The organism is Flavobacterium chungnamense, from assembly GCF_039539165.1.
Lineage (GTDB): Bacteria > Bacteroidota > Bacteroidia > Flavobacteriales > Flavobacteriaceae > Flavobacterium > Flavobacterium chungnamense.
This window is the reverse complement of sequence record NZ_BAABCS010000006.1, coordinates 20,219-40,838: the sequence shown is the minus strand read 5'-3', so window position 1 is coordinate 40,838 and position 20,620 is coordinate 20,219. Positions and strand designations below refer to the sequence as shown.

Sequence of the window (20,620 nt, the reverse complement as noted above, 5' to 3'; positions counted from 1 at the left end):
TTACAAAAAGAATGAAATATTTTACTTTTTAGTTTTGATTATATTTTGATTTGTATATTTTATTTAGGTTACTTTGATGGTTTTCTAAGTTAATGAGTCTACCTTGGATAAAAGTTTCCTTTAATTTATTGGTTCTCATATCTAATGCATCACCTTCTGAGATGAATAGAGTTGCGTCTTTGCCTTCTTCTAAGGTTCCACAAAAAGAGTCTATTCCTAAAATTTTGGCTGTATTAGAAGTTATTAGTTGTAAGGCTATTTCTTTATCAAGTCCATATGCAGCGCAAGTACCAGCAAGAAAAGGTAGGTTACGAGTATTCATTCGCTCCATATTTCCACTATTTTCAAGTCCAACAAGAATTCCTTTTTCGGTAAGAATTTTAGCCATTTTGAAAGGAAGGTCATAATCTTGATCATCATTTACTGGCATTTCATGTATACGTTTCAGAAGAACAGGAATATTGTTTTTTAGTAACAACTCTGTTGTTTTGTAGGCTTCATATCCTCCTACAATAACCAGTTTATTGATTCCGTTTTCTTTGAATACATTTACAGCATCAATAATTTGTTTTTCGTCATTAGCATGAATAAAAAGTGTTTGTGATCCGTCAAGTAGTCCTTTCATAGCTTCTAGTACTAGGTTTCTTTCTTTCGGAGTACTGCTTGAATAGCTCTTCGCAGTATTGATAAAATTTACAATTTCTTCAATTTGTTTGATGTAGTCTTTATTCACTTCAATAACACCATTTTCTGCTCCACGACCCGTTCTGAAAGTGTTAGGAAAATTCAAATGAATACCATCATTTTCTTTAAGAACCGCATCTTTCCATGTCCAAGCGTCTAATTGAACGATAGAAGATGATCCAGAAATTCTTCCACCTCTTGGAGTGATTTGCGCTGTAAGAATACCATTAGGAACCACAGTTTCGGTTACTTTTGATTCAGCATTATAAGCCATTAAACTTTTTACATTTGGATTAAAGTTTCCAATTTCATCTTCATCATCAGAGGCTTTTACGGCATCAATTTCAACCAATCCTAATGTTGAATTTGGAGCAATAAATCCAGGGTAAATGTGTTTGCCTGCAGCATCAATTTTTAAATCATAAGCAGTCATATCAATTCTGACAAGAGTTGCATCGGCGACCAATTGCAATTTACCATCTTTAAAACCGATGACGCTATTTTCTATAACTTTTCCGTTACCTAGATGCGCTGTTCCGTTCATAATTAAAACGGATTTGCTTTGTTTCTCAGCTATCTTTTTTTGAGCGATTAAGTTTGTTGTTAAACTTAAAATCACAATAATTAAATATAAATTTTTCATTTTAGTTTTCTTCTAAAGTGTCACAATGATATTCTTTCTTTTCTTTTTTTGTAGGCTCTTGCGTAAGCATACCTTTGTTTTTTTCTTCAAGCAATTGACTAATCAATTCATTTTTTTCTTTTGTAATTGCGTCTCTTTGTATGGTGTCTTTTTCAATATCGAAATAAACTACACCTTCAATTATTGTTTTCTCTGCTTTTGCGTAAATAGATAACGGATTTTCATTCCACACCACTAAATCGGCATCTTTACCAACTTTTATGCTTCCTACTTTATCATCTATATGCAATAATTTTGCAGGATTTAGTGTTACAAATTTCCATGCTTCTTCTTCAGAAACATTGCCGTATTTTACTGCTTTGGCTGCTTCTTGATTTAAACGTCTAGACATTTCAGCATCATCAGAATTGTAGGCAACTACTACACCAGCATTATGCATTATCGGACCATTGTAGGGAATGGCATCATTAACTTCAAATTTATATGCCCACCAATCGGAGAACGTAGAGGCGCCAACCCCATGTTCTTTCATTTTATCGGCTACTTTATATCCTTCCAAAATATGAGTGAAGGTATTCATTTTGAAATTGAATTTTTCAGCCACATTCATCATCATTAATATTTCAGATTGCACATAGGAGTGGCAAGTAATGAATCGTTCTTTGTTGATGATTTCTGCAAGGGTTTGCAATTCTAAATCTTTTCTTGGAGCTTTAGTATTTTTTGAATTGGCACGGTAGCTTTTCCAAGCATCATCATATTCTTTGGCGCGTTGAAAATAATCGGTAAAAACTTGTTCAACACCCATTCTAGTTTGAGGATAACGTGTTGGATTTTCGATTCCCCAATTGGCTTGTTTTACATTTTCACCTAAGGCAAATTTGATAAATTTTGGTTGGTTTTTGTAGAGCATTTCGTTTGGTGCTAATCCCCATTTCCATTTAACAATGGCCGAACGACCACCTATTGGATTAGCAGAACCATGAAGTAATTGTGATGTTGTAACGCCACCAGCAAGTTCTCTGTAAATATTAACATCTTCAGAATTAACTACATCTTCTATAGTTACCTCTGCAGTTGAATTGTGTCCAGATTCATTTACACCTCTTGAAATTGCAATATGGGAATGTTCGTCAATTATTCCTGAAGTAATGTGTTTGCCTTTGGCATCAATTATTGTAGCACTTGCATCCGAAATGTTTTTTCCGATGGTTACAATTTTTCCATTTTTCACTAATACATCGGTTTCTTGAAGTATACCTTCTTTTTCATTGGTCCAAACCGTTGCATTTTTAAATAATAAATTTTGTGATACTAATTTTTGCGAATTTCCAAAAGGTAAATTAGGATAGGTTACCGGAAAGACTTTGAAAGGTTTTTCAACTTCTTTTACTTCCTCTTTATTTACAAAAGGAGCTGTTTTTATCGCGCTCCACGATACTTCTTTACCATCATTTAAAATAGCTTTACCAGATATATTTGAAGTATTCTCAACATATCCAGTTAATCTATTTATTGATGGATTGATTGTATCTTTTGATTTTAGAATAAGTGTAATCCAATTGTTTGAAAAAGAAAATTTAGAACTTACTGTTTTATCTTCTTTTGTTTTAATGTTTACTTTCGGACTAGCAATTTTTCCTTCAATTTTCATTTTGTAGGTATCATTGTCTAGAGTTAAATCGTAATCGCCACGAATATCTTTTATAGTTCCATCGTTTACTACATATTTTGTTCCTTGTACCCAGTTTTCAAAAAGTAGGGTTTCTTCACTAAATATTTCTCCAGAAGTGATAAGAAAATTGGCATAGCTTCCTACTTTTAGACTTCCAATTTCGTTGCTTTTATCAAGCATTTGTGCAGGAATAGTTGTTAATGATTCTAGGGCTTTAGTCTTATCAAATCCTAACTTAATTGCTCGTAGTAGATTGGTTCTAAAATCGTCTAATTTTTTAAGTTTATCAGTTGTTAGCGCAAAAGTAATACCGTTATCTGATAATACTTTCGGATTAGTAGGAGCTTGATTCCAATAGCGTAAATCAGTTAATTCCATTTGATTGGCTTGGAAAATATTGGAAACATCGTAAGCTTCAGGAAAATTTATTGGGATGATGAATCTGGCATTGGTTTTCTTGATTTCGTCAATGCGTTCAAATTCGTTTCCAAAACCTTTAAGTAGGTAATTGATGTTAAATTCGTTTCCAATTTTTGATGCTCTTAAGCTATTTAGTTTATCTTCGGATGCGAATATTTGTATTAATTTTTCATTTTTAGCTAAAGCTTCAAGAGACAAATCGGTTGTTTCTGAATTTCCTTTTTTATACCAGTCTAAATCATAATACATTTGTCTAAGAAGTGCCATCATTCCCATTAAAGAATTTGGATACGATTGTGCCGAACCAGAACTTCTAGTAAATCCAAAATGATTTGAAATGGAATTACTTATAATTTTGGAACTGTTTGGAGCATTATTAAGTGCTATTAAACTTCCAGTACCTCGAGCAATACCATCTTGATTATGAGTTCCTACGACACCAAAGCCAATTTTTAAGAAATCCTCTGCTTTTTTTTCATCATACTTAAATAACTCAAAAGCATTTATTTCTGGACGAATGTGTTCGTTCCAATAATATCCTTTTCTTTTAGTATCGTATAATTGACCACCTTCGAAACTGCTTATTGACTTAGGTTTTTCTACTCCAAAGTTGGTGTAAATATCAATAAATGATGGATAAATTGATTTTCCGTCAATGTTAATAACCTGACAATTTTTAGGAATTGAAACGGTTGTTCCAACGGCAATAATTTTTCCATCTAAAATTAACAATGTCCCTTTTTCAATAACTTGAGTTGGTGTAACGTAAATCTTTGCATTGGTAAAAGCAGTATAATTAGTGCTTTTATTTTTTACATTTTCATTGATTGGAAAATAATCTTGTGCGGAAATTGTGCTAGTAATTAAACTAAGTACAATTAGAAATAGAATTTTCTTCATAGTGGTTAGTAGTATATTCGTTAAAAGTAAAAAAACGTTTTAGTAATACTAAACTTTTGTTTATTTTTTTTTGAGTTTTAACTTTTTTAGAATGAGATGGAGAACTGATGATGGAAAAAAAAGTCAAAAGTTTTTGTTGAATAATTTTTTTTTAGATATTTGTAACTTAATTATATACGCCATGTTAGTAAAAGTCTATGGAAGCGCCGTTTTTGGCGTTCAAGCCACAACAATCACTGTTGAAGTAAATATTGATAAAGGAGTTGGATACCATCTTGTAGGTTTGCCCGACAACGCCATTAAAGAAAGTAGTTATCGAATTGCTGCTGCACTCAAAAATAATGGTTATCAATTACCAGTAAAAAAAATCACAATAAATTTAGCGCCAGCTGATTTGCGTAAAGAAGGATCTGCTTATGATTTGACATTAGCAGTTGGAATTCTTGTAGCTTCTGGTCAAATAAAAGCTGATGACGTAGATAAATATGTCATTATGGGAGAATTGTCATTAGATGGAGGTTTGCAACCCATAAAAGGTGCTTTGTCCATTGCTATTCAGGCTAGGGAAGAAGGTTTTAAAGGTTTTTTTCTTCCAAAGCAAAATGCCAAAGAGGCTGCAGTTGTTGATGGATTAGAAGTTTATGGCATTGAAAACGTAACCGAGATAATCAATTTTTTTGAAGGAAAAGGAACCTTAGAACCAACAATCATCAACACAAGAGAGGAATTCTACAAGGAATTAGATTTTCCAGAGTTTGATTTTTCAGATGTCAAAGGTCAAGAGTCTATAAAGAGATGTATGGAAATTGCCGCAGCTGGCGGACATAATATTATTTTAATTGGTCCACCAGGTTCAGGCAAAACGATGCTAGCCAAGCGATTGCCAAGTATTTTACCACCAATGACTTTGAAAGAAGCCTTGGAGACTACAAAAATACATTCTGTTGCCGGAAAAATTAAAGATGCTGGATTGATGAGTCAACGGCCTTTTCGAGCGCCACATCATACTGCTTCAAGTGTTTCTCTTGTTGGAGGAGGAAGTTATCCGCAACCTGGAGAAATTTCTTTATCTCACAATGGTGTTTTGTTTTTAGATGAATTACCAGAATTTAAAAGAGAAGTTTTAGAAGTAATGCGTCAACCTTTGGAAGATAGGGAAGTGACTATTTCGAGAGCTAAATTCACAATTACTTATCCATCATCGTTTATGTTGGTGGCAAGTATGAATCCGAGTCCGGGCGGTTATTTTAATGATCCAGATGCGCCACAAAGTTCATCGCCACACGAAATGCAACGGTACATGAGTAAAATCTCAGGACCACTTTTAGATAGAATTGACATTCATATAGAAGTAACTCCAGTTCCGTTTGATAAATTGACCGAAACAAGAAAATCTGAAAGTAGTATCGAAATTAGAAAGAGAGTAACAGCAGCAAGAGAAATTCAAAGTAAACGATTTGAGACATTTGATAACATTCATTATAATGCACAAATGAATTCGAAACAAATTAGAGAATATTGTGCCTTAGATGAAGCATCGTTACAATTACTAAAAACAGCTATGGAGCGATTGAATCTTTCTGCAAGAGCCTTTGATAGAATTTTGAAAGTAGCTAGAACCATAGCTGATTTAGAAAATTCAGAAATTGTGGTTTCCAATCATATTGCAGAAGCTATTCAATACAGAAGTTTGGACAGAGATGGATGGCTTGGATGATTTTGAAAAAATCATCCTGAATTGCCTTTAGCTTCAGATAGAGGAAAAAATAAAAAATAAAAAAAATATAAAAGCCAAAAAAAGTAAATCTATGCCTTATCTAAAAATATATATCCATTTTGTTTGGAGTACAAAAAACAGATTTCCTTATTTAAATACAATTGAGTCAAGACAACTAGTTTGGAAACATATTAAGGAAAATGCTATAAAAAAAGATATTCATATTGATTTTATTAATGGATATGAAGATCATTGCCATTGTTTAATATCATTGAAAATAAATCAGAGTGTCGATAAAATAATGCAATTAATTAAAGGAGAATCTTCTTATTGGATTAATAAAAACAACCATCTTTTTCCTAATTTATCAGGAAAAAAATTCGAATGGCAAGATGAATATTTTGCTTTATCTGTCTCAGAATCTATTTTACCTCGTGTAAGAAACTATATTAAAAATCAAGAAAGTCATCATAAGAAAAGAACTTTTAAATCTGAATATGATGAGATTATTGATAAATATAAAATAGTTAAAGAAAATTAATTTTGGCTAAAGCCTTTATCATAAAATTAATCAATAGCCAACACCTTAAGGTGTTGGCTATTGAAATTTATAATACCTAGCGCCAACTAAAACAGGATTTTCTTTTTCGATATAATCTAAAACAAATTCATTTTTAGGTTGTAAAACGGATTGTTTTCTTTCTTTTTTGTGAAGTGAGATATAGGTTCCAAAATCGATTTCTGTGGAATTGTTTAGGGTTTCAAATAATTGTGCTTTTTCAATAACTGATTGCCAATGTTCTTGAACTTCGGCTTCAAAAACTTTAGATTTTGATCCACTTCCGTAGGCAATGAATCCAAATTTTTTGTTTGTAAGATTAGTGTTTTGTTGCAAATGGTAACATAATGTAGATAACATTCCGAGGAAAATAGAACCAGTGTACATATTTCCTACTTGACCCGATGCGATTTCTGAGGGAAAAATTGTTTGGTTTACAAATTCTAAATATTCAGGAGTTTTTGAAATGGATTTTATATCTTCAGTTAGATTATTTTCTTTGGCAAAAATTTCTACAAATGTTCTTCGAGCTTGAAAGCAATAGGGAAGGTGCATTAAAATGTTTTCCCAACTTTCGTATAACTTACCTTTTTGGTTGGTGATTTCTTTGTATTTGAAATAGGCATCTGAAGTTCTGTTGATATAACATTGATTAGAATATTGTCCGTCAAAAACTGGTTGTTCTTTGTAGAAAGCAATTTCATTTTCAAGAATTCCAAACCATTCAGGATTATCTGTTGTGTTTAGTATTTCTTCCTTAGTGACATAGCGTCTTGGTTTGAAGAAGTCAAAAACACCTTGTGCAGAAACGCCAACTTCTTGAGAGAATGCTAAAACTCTTGGATTAGCAGTAACTAACATTGCAATTGCTCCAGCACCTTGAGTATATTCACCAGTGGAATTCAAATCGTATTTGGCATTGTCGGTTGAAACAACTATGGCTTTTTTAGTTGGATTTAATCTTATGAAGTCAAGATTTACTTGTAAAGCATCTACAGCTCCAATACAAGCGAAAGTCATATCTAAAGTATCACAATAATTGAAGCTTCCTTCGCCTAATTGTTGTTCTAATAATGAAGTTATATAAGTTGCTATAGGTTTTGAAGAATCGACAGCGCTTTCTGTTCCAACATAAATTCGAGCAATATCTTTTGGGTTTAGGTTTTCTTGTTGGATAAGTTTGTAAACAGCATTGGCAGCAAAAGTTACGACATCTTGGTGTACATCTGGAAAACTCATTTTGTGTAAGCCTAAACCTTTTACAAGTTTTTCGGGTTCAATGTTTCTGTTTTCTGCAAGAACTTTTATTGGTAAATGTATTTTTGGTATCTCAAATGCAATGCTGTCAATTCCGACTTTCATGATAGTAAATTTTAGACAAAATTACTATTTGAATGGAAATTAATACTTGAACGATGTCTAAATTTTATTGTAGTGATGTAGATTTGTGAATGTGATAATTTTTAGTTTATTTTTTTATATTTTTAAAAATTATTGGTTTCATTTATTTCAAATAGTTATCAAAAGCAGATTTTAATAAAAACATTTTTGCATAAAAAAAAGAGCAATCTTGAAATGGCTCTTTTTTTATAAATATCAATTTTATCTTAAATTATAACCATACTTAGCAAAAGTGTCTCATTCTCTAAAAAAAAACAGTAACGGAATTGTTTTAAAATCAATAAAAGGTTGAAGAAAACTAAGGGAATTTTCTGTACAACAATTTTGAAAAGAATTGAATAGCGTAGTGTTTATAATCATTCAATTATAAATTTCTTAGCAAGATATAAAAAATAAATTAATCTTTTAAATTGTTTATAACCAATTCAATAATTTTTTAAGAGTTTTTAATTTTCCTTTGTATGGAGCATATCGCATAGGTAAATCAAGCCATGTAGATTTATTTACAATTGATTTTTTATGAGAAAAAGTTTCAAAACTTAATCGTCCATGATAGGCACCAATTCCACTATAACCGACACCTCCAAAGGGTAAGCGTTTGTTAGAAAAATGTACTACAGTATCATTGATGCATCCACCACCAAAAGAATATTTTTTCACTATACTTTTTGCCCATTTTGTATTATTTGAAAAAACATAAAATGACAGCGGTTTTTCGTATTTAGAAATTATCTTTTCTATTTCAGACTCCTCTTTGTAGCTTATTATTGGTAAAACAGGGCCAAATATCTCGTCTTGCATAACTAAACTATCAAGTTTTGATTCATCTATCAAAGTAGGAGCAATATAGTTGTCAGATTCATTGATTTTTCCACCATACAAAATGGTTTCATTTTCTAAAAATGATACTAATCTTTTCCAATTTTTAGTGTTTACAATTCTTGCAAAATCTTTTGATTCTTCTGGATTCTCTCCATATGCAAGAATGATTTCTGTTTTTAAAGCATCGATTAATTTTGACTTAATTTTAGAATTTACTAATATGTAATCAGGTGCAATGCAAGTTTGTCCAGCGTTGATGAATTTTCCCCAAATAATTCGTTTTGCTGTGAGTTTTATATTGCAATTTTCATCTACAATGCATGGATTTTTTCCACCTAGTTCTAAAGTTACAGGAGTTAAAAACTCTGCTGCGGCTTTGGCTACAATTTTGCCAACGGCTACACTTCCGGTAAAGAAAATATAATCCCAACGTTGTGATAGAAGTTTTTCGGAAACCTCTATTCCACCTTCAATTACTTCAACATGTTCTTTATCAAAAACTTCTGAAACTATTTTATAAATTATTGCAGATGTATTTGGGGTTAATTCTGATGGCTTAACGACAACTTGATTTCCTGCAGCAACGGCAGCAATTAAAGGACAAAGTGCCAGTTGATAAGGATAATTCCATGGAGCAATAATTAAGACTTTTCCATAAGGTTCCTGCAAAATATAATCTGATGAAGGAAAATTTAATAAAGAAGGCAAAATCCATTTGGGTTTTGCCCATTTATCTATGTTTTTTATTGTGTCTTTTAAATCAGAAATTACATAACTTGTTTCAGTTACAACTGCTTCAAATTCAGGTTTTTTGAAGTCGTTGTAAAGCGAAGAAACAATTTCATTTTCATGCTTAATAATCACATTAAGAAGCTGTTTTAGTTTCTCTTTTCGGTAACTGATGCTTGTTTTATATTTCATGATATTATAAAAACGCTAATCTAAAGCCGCCATAGATATCAGCTTGTTTACTATCATTAATTACTGCGGTGATTATAGAACCAGAGCCTAAATAAAATCCTCCAACTCTAAAACCAATTCCGCCGTTAAATCCAGATATTTCGTTACTTGTCCAAGGCGAGTATACTTCAAAGAAACCTAGGTTTACTCTTGGAGTTAGTGTAAAACTATTTTGAGCAGTAATTTGATCGTTACTATTATCATCATTCACTTTTTGCTGAATATAACCAGAAACAAAGATTCTCGAGATTATTTTTACATCTACATAAGCTGAGAAAAGCGTTGGAAGTTTTACTTTAAAGTCTTTCTTTTCGGGTTGTTTTGTTAAATAACCTTGACTGATTAATATAGTTTCAATCTGTTGAAGATTATCGATGTTTTCAAATTGATTTAGATTTAATCCTTGTGGATTTGCAATGGTAGGTTGTATGTTTAAAGTGTAATTGGTTTTGTAATTATTATCATCACTAAAGGTCATTGCCCCCATATTTCTTAGTGCTAAACCAGCATTGAATTTGTATTTGTTATGATTTTTCTTTGGATTGGTTTCTGGCTCATCTTTCCATTGAAAGTTAATTCCGATATCACCAGAAAAACCATTTAATCCTCCAAAAACCGATTTTGAATAATCCTCAAAATTTGAAAAACTATTGGCTAATGAACCAGAGTAAGCAATGTTTAAATTGGCAGTAGTATTGTTTAAATATACTTGGGAGCCAACATTATTGATTGTTCCATTAAATTTATCTAATCCCAAATTAGAATAAGATCCTGGGAATAACAATTTGAAAGTTGCCCCAACATTAACTTTATATTTTTCTTTATCTAAAAGATTTTTAGACAAAGTAAAACCAACTTCACCCCAAGTTGTTCCGGTAAGTCTTTGGTTGTAATTATTATTAATTGAACTAGAACCTAAAACACTATTTAAACCTGAATTAACCAATGCATCTCCAAGTTTTGTATCAACATCTACAGCATCAAGTTTTCCGTTTATTTTAGAAGTAATTGCCAAAGCCCAACTTTTGTGTTTTATAGCAAATCCTAATCCATAGACTTCAGCGTCTATTCTAAGATTAACAGGTTCATTTCCATTAAATAGCAATTTTTCAATATCTTTATCAGATGTTAAATCACTAAATCCAATCTTGTTGTTTGCTACATTGAAACTAACCCCGACTACATTAATTTCAAATTTATTAGACATATTTGCTAATTCGGCAGGATTTATTGAAGTTGTCAAAATTCCAACTCTACTAGAATTGGTTAAACCCGCAAAATGGTCTTGTGATAGTGCTGTTACCGACATTAAAAATGAGGATAATAAGATTAATTTTTTCATAGATTAATATTGTAAATTTGGGTTAACAACAATTAAAACGCATAAAAGCCTATGCGATTGTGGAGTAAAGTTAATCTTTTTAAATCGAATTCCAAATGGCATCCGATGGAGTAGGAGCAATTATTTCAATTTGTTCTTTTGAAACCGGATGAGTAAAAGCTAATTTTCGTGCATGAAGATGAATACCACCATCAGGATTACTGCGGTCAAAACCATATTTTAAGTCACCTTTTATCGGACAACCAATAGCTTGTAATTGTGCACGAATTTGATGATGTCTTCCGGTATGAAGATTGATTTCTAATGCAAAATAGTTATTTAATTCTTTGATGATTTTATAATCTAAAGATGCTTTTTTGCTTTCAGGAACTTCTTTTAAATGCGCTTTGGAAGTATTGTTTTTTTCATTTCTTTTCAGAAAATGAATAAGATTATCTTCGGTTTTTGGTGGTTTGTTTTTTACAACAGCCCAATAAGTTTTGTTAGTTTCACGTTCACTAAACATCTTGTTCAAACGTTCAAGTGCTTTACTTGTTTTAGAAAATACCACAATTCCAGTTGTAGGTCTATCCAATCGATGAACAACACCTAGAAAAACTTCTCCTGGTTTATTGTATTTCTCTTTGATAAATTCTTTTACAATTTCAGAAAGCGGTTTATCTCCAGTTTTATCACCTTGCACAATATCTCCAACACGTTTATTGATCACAATAATATGATTGTCTTCGTGAAGAATTTGAAGGTTATTTTTATTTGAAACGATTTTCTCTGCCAAAATTACTATTTACTAATTACTATTCACTAATTACTAGTATTGTTCATTAGCATTAGGAAAATCTTGACTTTTTACATCAGCTACATAATTTCCAATAGCTTTCGTCATTTGATCGTATAAATCTAAATAACGGCGTAAGAATCTTGGACTGAATTCATTATTCATTCCAAGCATGTCATGAATTACAAGTACTTGTCCATCAACACCACTTCCAGCGCCAATTCCGATAACAGGAATTGAAATGCTTTTAGAAACTTTTTCGGCTAAAGCAGCAGGAATTTTTTCTAGAACTAAAGCAAAACAGCCCAATTTTTCTAATAATTTGGCATCTTCAATCAATTTCTCTGCCTCAGCATCTTCTTTAGCACGAACAGTATAAGTTCCGAATTTGTAGATTGATTGTGGTGTTAAACCTAAATGTCCCATCACTGGAATTCCAGCTGCTAAGATCCTTTTTATAGATTGTTTGATTTCACTTCCACCTTCCAATTTTACAGCATGTCCTCCGGATTCTTTCATGATTCTAATTGACGAACGTAATGCTTCTTTTGGATCAGATTGGTAGCTTCCAAAAGGTAAATCTACTACAACCAATGCTCTTTCAATAGCACGAACAACTCCAGAAGCATGATAAATCATTTGGTCTAATGTTATTGGTAAAGTAGTTTCGTGTCCGGCCATAACATTACTTGCTGAATCACCGACAAGAATTACATCAACACCAGCAGTATCAACGATTTTTGCCATTGTAAAATCATAAGCAGTTAACATTGAAATTTTCTCGCCATTGGCTTTCATTTCAATTAATGATTTGGTTGTAATTCTTTTGTAATCTTTTTTAGCTACTGACATATTTAGACTTCTTTGATGATTAGATTTTTAGACTTCTTAGATTAAGAGGTTGTAAAAGTAATAAAATCGATTAGTTTTGTAATAAATAGCATCAAAAATATACTAATATTCATGTAATTATAAATTTGTTCTAAAATGAAAAAAACAATATTTCTCTTAATAATGATTTTTGCTAGTTCTATTCAAGCTCAAAATCAAGAAGTTCAGAAAGTTATTGAAACTTTTTTTGAAGGTTTTCACGCTAAAGATACTGTTAAAATGAAATCAGTTTGTTCAGATAAAATCATTCTTCAATCGATAATGGAAAATGCAAAAGGAGCCAAATTATCTGATGAATCGGCTAAAGAATTCTATAATTCTATTGCAACTATCCCGAGTGATTTTAAATTTGAAGAAAAGATTTTAAATTATTCTATTCAAGTTGATGGCACGATGGCACATGTTTGGACACCTTATGAATTCTACATCAATGGTAAATTAAGTCATTCTGGCGTAAATGCTTTTACACTTTATAAAGAAAATGGTATTTGGAAAATTATCTATTGTATTGATACAAGAAGAAAATAGTTTATGAAAAATATATTTACAATTTTAACACTACTTATTTTCAGTCAACTATTTTCACAAGAAAAGAGTGAACTAAAAACCACCTTTTCGGGATTTGTAGAAACTTATTATTCTTATGATTTTAATCAACCATTAACCGATGCAAAATTGCCATTTCTGTACAATTACAATCGTCATAATGAGTTTAATATCAATATTGGATTACTACGTGCAAAAGTGGAATATGAAAATGCTTATGCAGTATTGTCATTACAATCAGGAACTTATGTTGACGATAATTATGCCAACGAAAAGATAAAATATATAAACGAAGCCTATGTGGGTTTGTACCTAGATCAATCAAAAAAACATTCAATCGAAGTTGGAATTTTACCAAGTTATTTAGGATTTGAATCTTCAACAACGGCAACTAATTTAACCTTAACACGTTCTATTTTAGCTGAAAATTCGCCTTATTTTATGACAGGAGTGAAATATAATTACAAACCGTCAGATAAATGGAATTTTGCTGCTTTATTGACTAATGGTTGGCAACGAATCAACAAACCTCAAAAGGATGTTGCACCATCTTTAGGAACTCAAATTGTTTATAAATCATCTGCAAATTCCACTTTAAATTGGAGCACTTTCGTAGGAAAGGAGTTTAATGGAATTGATTATACTATGCGTTATTTCAGTAATTTATATTTTGATAAGAAATGGAATGACAAATGGCGAACCATTGCAGGTTTTGATTATGGTTTGCAAGATTTAAGTTCAAAAAATAACTCATCTGCATCTTGGTTAAGTCCTGTTTTTATTGCACAATATTCTATAAATCCAAAATGGCAAACGGCTTTTAGAACCGAATATTACCAAGATGAAAAGAATGTGATTATTGCCACAAATGACAAATTTAAAACTCTTGGATTTTTGTTAAATTTCGATTATTTGCCCAATTCAAAAGTAAAATTAAGAACAGAAGCTCGATTCTTTGAAAGCAAAAAAGAAGTATTTGCAAAAGGTTCTGATTTAGTTAATTCAAATTTCTTTTTGACAACTAGTTTGAGTTTTGAGTTTTAATTCTAAATTAGCGTTTCATCCTACGATTTTAAATGAGTACAAGAATTCAAATTATAAAGCGCTATTTTCGATCACTTTTTGATTTAAAAGGAAGTCAGGAAGATGAAATAGAAACCGATAAAGAGGTAAGAGAAGGTGTTGTTTTTAAAGGAAAAAACCTTTGGCTTCTCGCTTTTGCAATATTCATTTCTTGCATTGGATTAAACATTAATTCGAAAGCGGCTGTTATTGGTGCGATGATAATTTCACCATTGATGGGACCAATTTTTGGAATCGGTTTTTCATTAGGAGTTTCTGATTTAGATTTGTTAAAAGTTAGTATCCAAAATGCACTACGAATTGTACTTATAAGTTTATTCGTTGCTACTATTTACTATTTAATAACGCCTTATGCCATTGCAACCGATGAATTATTATCCTTTTCACATCCAACTATATTTGATGTTTTATTAGCATTTCTTGGAGGAATGGCAGGATTTATAGCTATTTCGCGTCATAATGGAACACAAGTTTTAATTGGAGTAGCAGTGGCAACTTCATGTATTCCACCATTATGTACAGCAAGTTTCGGATTGGCAACCTTGCAATGGGAATACTTTGTTGGCGGACTTTATACTTACTTCATCAATGCTCTTTTTATCTGTGTTGGAAGTTATATTATTGTCAAGTATTTAAAATTCAGTCCACATTCAAAAGAAAATGTAAAGCATGTAAATAGTTGGTTTGGAGTTTTGATTTTTCTAGCAATAATTCCCGCGATGTATTTAGCTTATAATTTTGCAGTAACAAATATTTATTTATCGAAAGCAAACCAATTTGTAACCAATGAAATTGATTTAAAATATCATGTGGTTCAGACCAAAATTGATAATAAAACTAAAGTAATTGAAGTTGATGTAACGGTTGAAAAATATGATGATTCATTGCAAAATTCAATTGAAAATAAACTTAAAAAAACTGATTTAAAAGATTCAAAAATTAGAATTTATCAAACTATTGAAGCAGGAAAAACCTATCTTAAAGAATTTGATAAATTAAATTCTGAAATTGAGTTATTGAAATCTGAAATTGAAAAATTGAAAGAAAAATAGTTTTTATATTGTTTGATAAAACTTCAAGAAAACTTAATTGAGTTATAAATATGCAACTAATATAAATTATTCTGTAATATACTTCGTTCATTGCAGAACTAACTTTGTCATTAACAAATAAAGTAAAATGTTATGAGAAAAGTTAATGTAAAAAGTAGAAGTTTAGTATTGGTTATGATGGTTGCTGTTTTTGGTTTCTTCACAATTTCATGTAGTGATGATGATAATGATGGAGAAACATTAGCTCCTTTAACAGGAAAATGGAAGATTAATCAAGTATGAACAACAGTAGCTGGAGTGGAAACATTGATTTCTGCACCTCAAAATCAAGCTGGTTGCGAAAAAGATTTTATGCAATTAAAATCGGACAATACCGTTGAAGAAGGTAACTATGACTCCACAATTGATCCTTGTGCATTATTCACAGATTTAGGTATTTATTCGCGATCAAATAACAATTTGACTAAAGTTATTGATGGTGTTACCACTACTCAAGATATTGTTAATCTTACGTTGAGTGAACTAAAATTAAAAGATGCCAATGGTAATATTGAAGTATATATCAAATAATTTACTTTCATCTCCTTTTTTATGCTTAACAATCGGCAACATTCACGGCAACTGCCAAGCCACCTTCTGAAGTTTCCTTATATTTAGAATTCATGTCTTTAGCTGTTTGCCACATGGTATTAATAACTTTATCTAAAGGAACTTTTGCATTTTTCGCATCAGTTTCCATAGCTAATTCAGCTGCATTTATTGCTTTAATTGCACCCATTGTATTTCTTTCTATACATGGAATTTGAACCAAACCACCAATAGGATCACAAGTTAAACCTAAATGATGTTCCATTGCGATTTCTGCTGCCATTTGCACTTGGTCTGGAGTTCCACCCATAACTTCACACAACGCTGCTGCTGCCATAGCGCTAGAAACTCCAATTTCTGCTTGACATCCGCCCATTGCTGCTGAAATGGTTGAACCTTTTTTGAAAATACTTCCAATTTCTCCTGCAACCATCAAAAATTGCTTGATTTCTTTTTCGCCAGCTTGGTGATTTTCTATAACCAAATAATACATCAAAACAGCAGGAATAACTCCAGCACTTCCGTTTGTTGGAGCTGTTACAACTCTTCCTAAAGCTGCGTTTACTTCATTTACTGCCAAGGCAAAACACGAAACCCATTTTAAAATTTGACGGAATTTAACTTCGGTTTTACGAATACATTCTAACCATTCTTGAGGCGAATTATAATTGGATAAACCAATCAAACCTTGATGCATGTCAAAAGCTCTTCGACGTACATTCAATCCGCCTGGCAAAATTCCTTCACTATGGCATCCAATGTACATACATTCTAACATTGTATTCCATATGCGCATTAACTCTTTATCGATTTCTTCTTCCGAACGCATCGATTTTTCATTGTCGTAAACAACTTCTGATATTTTTCTATTTTGAGTAGTGCAATAATCCAATAACTCTTGTGCATTTTGAACTGGATACGGAAAAGCACATTTTATTTGATGTTTCTTTTTAGCATTGACACGCTCTTCTTTCACTACAAATCCACCACCAATAGAGTAGAAGGTAGAAGTATATTCTTTGCTAGAAGTAAATGCTGTAAAAGTCATTCCGTTAGCATGAAATGGCAAAAAATTTTTATTGAAAACAATATCTTTTTCAACATCAAAAGAAATTAAAAGCTGATTTCCTAAGTTGAGTTGATGTGTTGATTTAATTGATTTTATAATTTTGTCAATATTTTCAACCGGAATATATTCTGGGTCTTGTCCGCTCAAGCCTAACATTACTGCCAAATCAGTAGCGTGACCAACACCAGTTAATGATAGTGAACCAAATAAATCTACTTTAATTCGAGTTGTAGTGTTTAGTAAATTTTCTTGATTTAATTCAGCCAAAAATCGTTCAGCGGCACGCCAAGGTCCAAGAGTGTGCGAACTCGATGGTCCAACACCAATTTTTAACATATCAAAAACCGAAATGCATTCTTCCATAAACTGTACTAATTAGTAAAGCAAATATAAGGTTTAAAATGATAATTTGACAAAAATCCTAGAATTTGAATAGTAGTTTTTGATACTTTATTACTCAAATGTGTTTTGAAATGAAGAAATCTAATTTAATAACATATAATTAGGAATTTTGTATTCACATTTTTATTTCTTTTGCAAAAAAAAATAAGATGCCCATCAACAAATATTTCCTTTCTGCCTTATCTGCTTTTATTATTTGGGGATTTTTTAGTTTGGCGCTAAAACCATTGCATAATTATGCTTCGTTGGATATTTTATTTTATCGTGTTTTTATTGCAACCGCTTGTTTATTATCTCTTAATTTTATTTTCAGAAAATCGGTTTTAATTACTTCGTTAGAAACGTTTAAAAATTATTCAAATAAAAAGCGAAGAACTACAATTATAATGACACTTTTAGGAGGATTTTTGTTAGTATTGAATTGGTTTTTGTTCATTTATGCTGTCAATCATGTTAGTTTGCAATCAGCTTCGTTTGCCTATATAATTTGTCCAATTATTACCACTGTTTTGGCTTTCATAATTTTAAAGGAAAAAATCAATTATTGGCAATGGTTTGCAGTTTTATTATGTGTAATAAGTTGTATCATATTGTCTTATGGTAATTTAAAAGATTTGATTTACAGTGTTGTAATTGCTTTTTCCTTTGGATTATATCTTATTTCGCAAAGAAGAAATAATGACTTTGATAGATTTTTAATCTTGACGATTCAAATGGTATTTGCAACCGTTATTTTACTACCATTTTATCCTAATTATGGAGGACAAGTTCCAACAGAACCTTTATTTTATTCTTTGCTTTTAGTGATAGTAGTTTTGTTTACAATCATCCCATTGTTTTTGAATTTATATGCTCTAAAAGGTTTGAATTCCTCAACAGTTGGAATATTGATGTATACCAATCCGTTGATTCATTTTTTTCTTGCAATTTATTATTTTAAAGAATCGGTTTCTGTTGCACAGATTATTTCATATTCATTGATAGCGTTGTCGATAGTTGTTTTTAATATCAAACAAGTTTTGACTTTAAGACAAAAAGAGTCTGAATAATACGAAAAACAAATGTCAACTTGTCATATTTATATACATAAAGCTGACAATTTATTCTCAAATTTCACTTGGCACAATCATTGACATATCACAAACAAGTTGAAAAACTAAATAAAAACATTAAATAGAAAATTAAGAAAATGGGAAAAATTATTGGTATCGATTTAGGTACAACCAATTCTTGCGTGTCAGTTATGGAAGGTGGAGAACCAGTTGTAATTGCTAATGCAGAAGGAAAGAGAACTACACCATCTGTAATTGCATTTGTAGAAGGTGGCGAAATTAAAGTAGGTGACCCTGCAAAAAGACAGGCGGTAACAAATCCTACTAAAACCATAGCGTCAATTAAACGTTTTATGGGTAATAAATACTCAGAAAGTGCTAAAGAAGCATCTACTGTAGCTTATAAAGTTGTTAAAGGAGATAACGACACACCACGTGTTGATATTGACGGAAGACTTTATACACCACAAGAATTGTCAGCAATGACTCTTCAAAAAATGAAAAAAACAGCTGAAGACTATTTAGGTCAAACCGTTACAGAAGCAGTTATTACTGTTCCTGCATACTTTAACGATGCACAACGTCAGGCTACGAAAGAAGCAGGTGAAATTGCAGGTTTAAAAGTAATGCGTATCATCAATGAGCCAACTGCTGCGGCATTAGCTTATGGATTAGATAAAAAAGGAATTGACCAAAAAATTGCAGTTTACGATTTAGGTGGAGGTACATTTGATATCTCGGTTCTTGAATTAGGAGACGGAGTTTTTGAAGTATTGTCTACAAATGGAGATACTCACTTAGGTGGAGACGATTTTGACCAAGTAATCATCGATTGGATGGCAAACGATTTTAATACTGAAGAAGGTGTTGATTTACGTAAAGATCCAATGGCGTTACAACGTTTGAAAGAAGCTGCTGAAAAAGCTAAAATTGAATTGTCATCTTCAACTCAAACAGAAATTAACTTACCATACGTTACTGCAACGGCTTCAGGACCAAAACACTTAGTTAAAACATTAACTCGTGCTAAATTTGAGCAATTGTCAGAAACTTTAGTAAAACGTTCAATGGAACCAGTTGCTAAAGCATTAAAAGATGCAGGTTTATCTGTTTCAGATATTGACGAAGTAATCTTAGTTGGAGGTTCTACAAGAATTCCAGTTATTCAAGAACAAGTTGAAAAATTCTTTGGTAAAAAAGCATCAAAAGGTGTTAATCCTGATGAAGTTGTAGCAATTGGAGCTGCAATTCAAGGTGGAGTTTTAACAGGTGATGTAAAAGATGTATTGTTATTAGACGTTACGCCTTTATCATTAGGAATTGAAACTATGGGTAATGTAATGACTAAATTAATTGAGTCTAACACTACAATTCCAACAAAAAAATCACAAGTATTCTCAACAGCTGCTGACAATCAACCAAGTGTTGAAATTCACGTTATTCAAGGTGAAAGAACAATGGCTGCAGATAATAAAACAATCGGTCGTTTCCACTTAGACGGAATTCCACCAGCACCAAGAGGTGTTCCTCAAATTGAAGTTACTTTTGATATTGATGCTAATGGTATCATCAAAGTTTCTGCAACAGATAAAGGAACAGGAAAATCTCATGATATTCGTATCGAAGCTTCATCTGGTTTAACAGCAGAAGAAATCGAAAGAATGAAAAAAGATGCTGAAATGAATGCGGAAAGCGATAGAGTTGCTAAAGAGAAAGCAGAAAAATTAAACGAAGCTGACAGTATGATTTTCCAAACAGAAAGTCAATTGAAAGAACTTGGTGATAAATTAACTGATGATCATAAAGTTGGTATCGAATCAGCTTTAACTGAATTGAGAATGGCGCACCAAAATCAAGATTTAGAAGCAATTCAAAAAGGTCTTGACAATGTAAACGCTGCTTGGAAAGTTGCTACAGAAGCAATGTATGCTCAAGGAGACCAAGGTCAAGCTCAAGAAGCTCAACCACAAGCTGATGCAAGTGGTGATCAAACTCAAGATGTTGATTTTGAAGAAGTAAAATAATAAATTTTATTATAG

At 31.6% G+C, this 20,620-nt stretch carries 17 protein-coding genes; 9 read left to right on the top strand and 8 right to left on the bottom strand.

Features of this window, described 5'->3' with window-relative positions; genetic code table 11:
* Positions 1 to 28 precede the first annotated feature (28 nt).
* Both ABD771_RS04255 and ABD771_RS04250 read right to left on the bottom strand, forming a co-directional pair.
* Positions 29 to 1,327: an amidohydrolase family protein gene (locus ABD771_RS04255; RefSeq protein WP_345091073.1), complete on the bottom strand. Its 1,299-nt coding sequence runs from the start codon at positions 1,325 to 1,327 to the stop codon at positions 29 to 31.
* Between the two features lies 1 nt (position 1,328).
* The gene (locus tag ABD771_RS04250; protein ID WP_345091070.1) at positions 1,329 to 4,322 is read right to left on the bottom strand and encodes an amidohydrolase family protein; all 2,994 of its coding nucleotides are present in this window, start codon (positions 4,320 to 4,322) and stop codon (positions 1,329 to 1,331) included.
* A 181-nt stretch (positions 4,323 to 4,503) separates the two neighbouring features.
* Here ABD771_RS04250 and ABD771_RS04245 point away from each other — a divergent pair, with 181 nt between their 5' ends.
* Both ABD771_RS04245 and tnpA read left to right on the top strand, forming a co-directional pair.
* Positions 4,504 to 6,039, top strand: a complete 1,536-nt coding sequence (locus ABD771_RS04245) for a YifB family Mg chelatase-like AAA ATPase (protein WP_345091333.1) — start codon at positions 4,504 to 4,506, stop codon at positions 6,037 to 6,039.
* Between the two features lie 91 nt (positions 6,040 to 6,130).
* Positions 6,131 to 6,580, top strand: coding sequence for an IS200/IS605 family transposase (tnpA, locus tag ABD771_RS04240; protein ID WP_345091067.1), 450 nt, complete (start codon positions 6,131 to 6,133; stop codon positions 6,578 to 6,580).
* A gap of 57 nt (positions 6,581 to 6,637) precedes the next feature.
* On the opposite strand, the gene ABD771_RS04235 is transcribed toward tnpA, so the two are convergent.
* From ABD771_RS04235 to panB, 5 genes are all read right to left on the bottom strand, one after another.
* On the bottom strand, positions 6,638 to 7,960 hold the full coding sequence (locus tag ABD771_RS04235; RefSeq protein ID WP_345091064.1) for a hydroxymethylglutaryl-CoA synthase family protein: 1,323 nt from the start codon (positions 7,958 to 7,960) through the stop codon (positions 6,638 to 6,640).
* 453 nt (positions 7,961 to 8,413) lie between these two features.
* The gene (locus ABD771_RS04230; protein WP_345091061.1) at positions 8,414 to 9,742 is read right to left on the bottom strand and encodes an aldehyde dehydrogenase; all 1,329 of its coding nucleotides are present in this window, start codon (positions 9,740 to 9,742) and stop codon (positions 8,414 to 8,416) included.
* Between the two features lie 4 nt (positions 9,743 to 9,746).
* Complete coding sequence (locus tag ABD771_RS04225) at positions 9,747 to 11,123, bottom strand: hypothetical protein (protein WP_345091058.1); 1,377 nt, start codon at positions 11,121 to 11,123, stop codon at positions 9,747 to 9,749.
* A gap of 79 nt (positions 11,124 to 11,202) precedes the next feature.
* Entirely contained in the window at positions 11,203 to 11,898 is a 696-nt protein-coding gene (locus tag ABD771_RS04220; RefSeq protein ID WP_345091055.1) for an RluA family pseudouridine synthase, read from the bottom strand.
* 33 nt (positions 11,899 to 11,931) lie between these two features.
* Positions 11,932 to 12,750 carry a 3-methyl-2-oxobutanoate hydroxymethyltransferase gene (gene panB / locus ABD771_RS04215; protein ID WP_298306090.1) on the bottom strand — a complete coding sequence of 273 codons (819 nt, stop codon included), beginning with the start codon at positions 12,748 to 12,750 and terminating at the stop codon, positions 11,932 to 11,934.
* A 135-nt stretch (positions 12,751 to 12,885) separates the two neighbouring features.
* On the opposite strand from panB, the gene ABD771_RS04210 reads away from it, so the two are divergent.
* The 5 genes from ABD771_RS04210 (at position 12,886) to ABD771_RS04190 (ending at position 16,040) form a co-directional block, all read left to right on the top strand.
* A complete protein-coding gene (locus ABD771_RS04210; RefSeq protein WP_345091050.1) occupies positions 12,886 to 13,317 on the top strand; it encodes a nuclear transport factor 2 family protein in 432 nt (143 codons plus the stop codon).
* Positions 13,318 to 13,320: 3 nt separating this feature from the next.
* Positions 13,321 to 14,379: a porin gene (locus ABD771_RS04205; protein WP_345091047.1), complete on the top strand. Its 1,059-nt coding sequence runs from the start codon at positions 13,321 to 13,323 to the stop codon at positions 14,377 to 14,379.
* A gap of 32 nt (positions 14,380 to 14,411) precedes the next feature.
* Complete coding sequence (locus tag ABD771_RS04200) at positions 14,412 to 15,470, top strand: DUF389 domain-containing protein (protein WP_345091045.1); 1,059 nt, start codon at positions 14,412 to 14,414, stop codon at positions 15,468 to 15,470.
* 132 nt (positions 15,471 to 15,602) lie between these two features.
* Complete coding sequence (locus ABD771_RS04195) at positions 15,603 to 15,752, top strand: hypothetical protein (RefSeq protein ID WP_345091042.1); 150 nt, start codon at positions 15,603 to 15,605, stop codon at positions 15,750 to 15,752.
* Positions 15,753 to 15,767: 15 nt separating this feature from the next.
* Positions 15,768 to 16,040 (top strand): lipocalin family protein, encoded by a 273-nt coding sequence (locus tag ABD771_RS04190; protein ID WP_345091039.1) that lies wholly within the window; start codon positions 15,768 to 15,770, stop codon positions 16,038 to 16,040.
* A gap of 25 nt (positions 16,041 to 16,065) precedes the next feature.
* Here the strand turns inward: ABD771_RS04190 and ABD771_RS04185 are convergent, their stop codons facing one another.
* Positions 16,066 to 17,490: an L-serine ammonia-lyase gene (locus ABD771_RS04185; protein WP_345091035.1), complete on the bottom strand. Its 1,425-nt coding sequence runs from the start codon at positions 17,488 to 17,490 to the stop codon at positions 16,066 to 16,068.
* 188 nt (positions 17,491 to 17,678) lie between these two features.
* Between ABD771_RS04185 and ABD771_RS04180 the strand changes: the two genes are divergently transcribed.
* Together ABD771_RS04180 and dnaK are read left to right on the top strand one after the other, a co-directional pair.
* Positions 17,679 to 18,578 (top strand): EamA family transporter, encoded by a 900-nt coding sequence (locus ABD771_RS04180; protein ID WP_345091032.1) that lies wholly within the window; start codon positions 17,679 to 17,681, stop codon positions 18,576 to 18,578.
* 140 nt (positions 18,579 to 18,718) lie between these two features.
* Positions 18,719 to 20,605, top strand: a complete 1,887-nt coding sequence (gene dnaK / locus ABD771_RS04175) for a molecular chaperone DnaK (RefSeq protein ID WP_345091029.1) — start codon at positions 18,719 to 18,721, stop codon at positions 20,603 to 20,605.
* Positions 20,606 to 20,620: the final 15 nt, after the last annotated feature.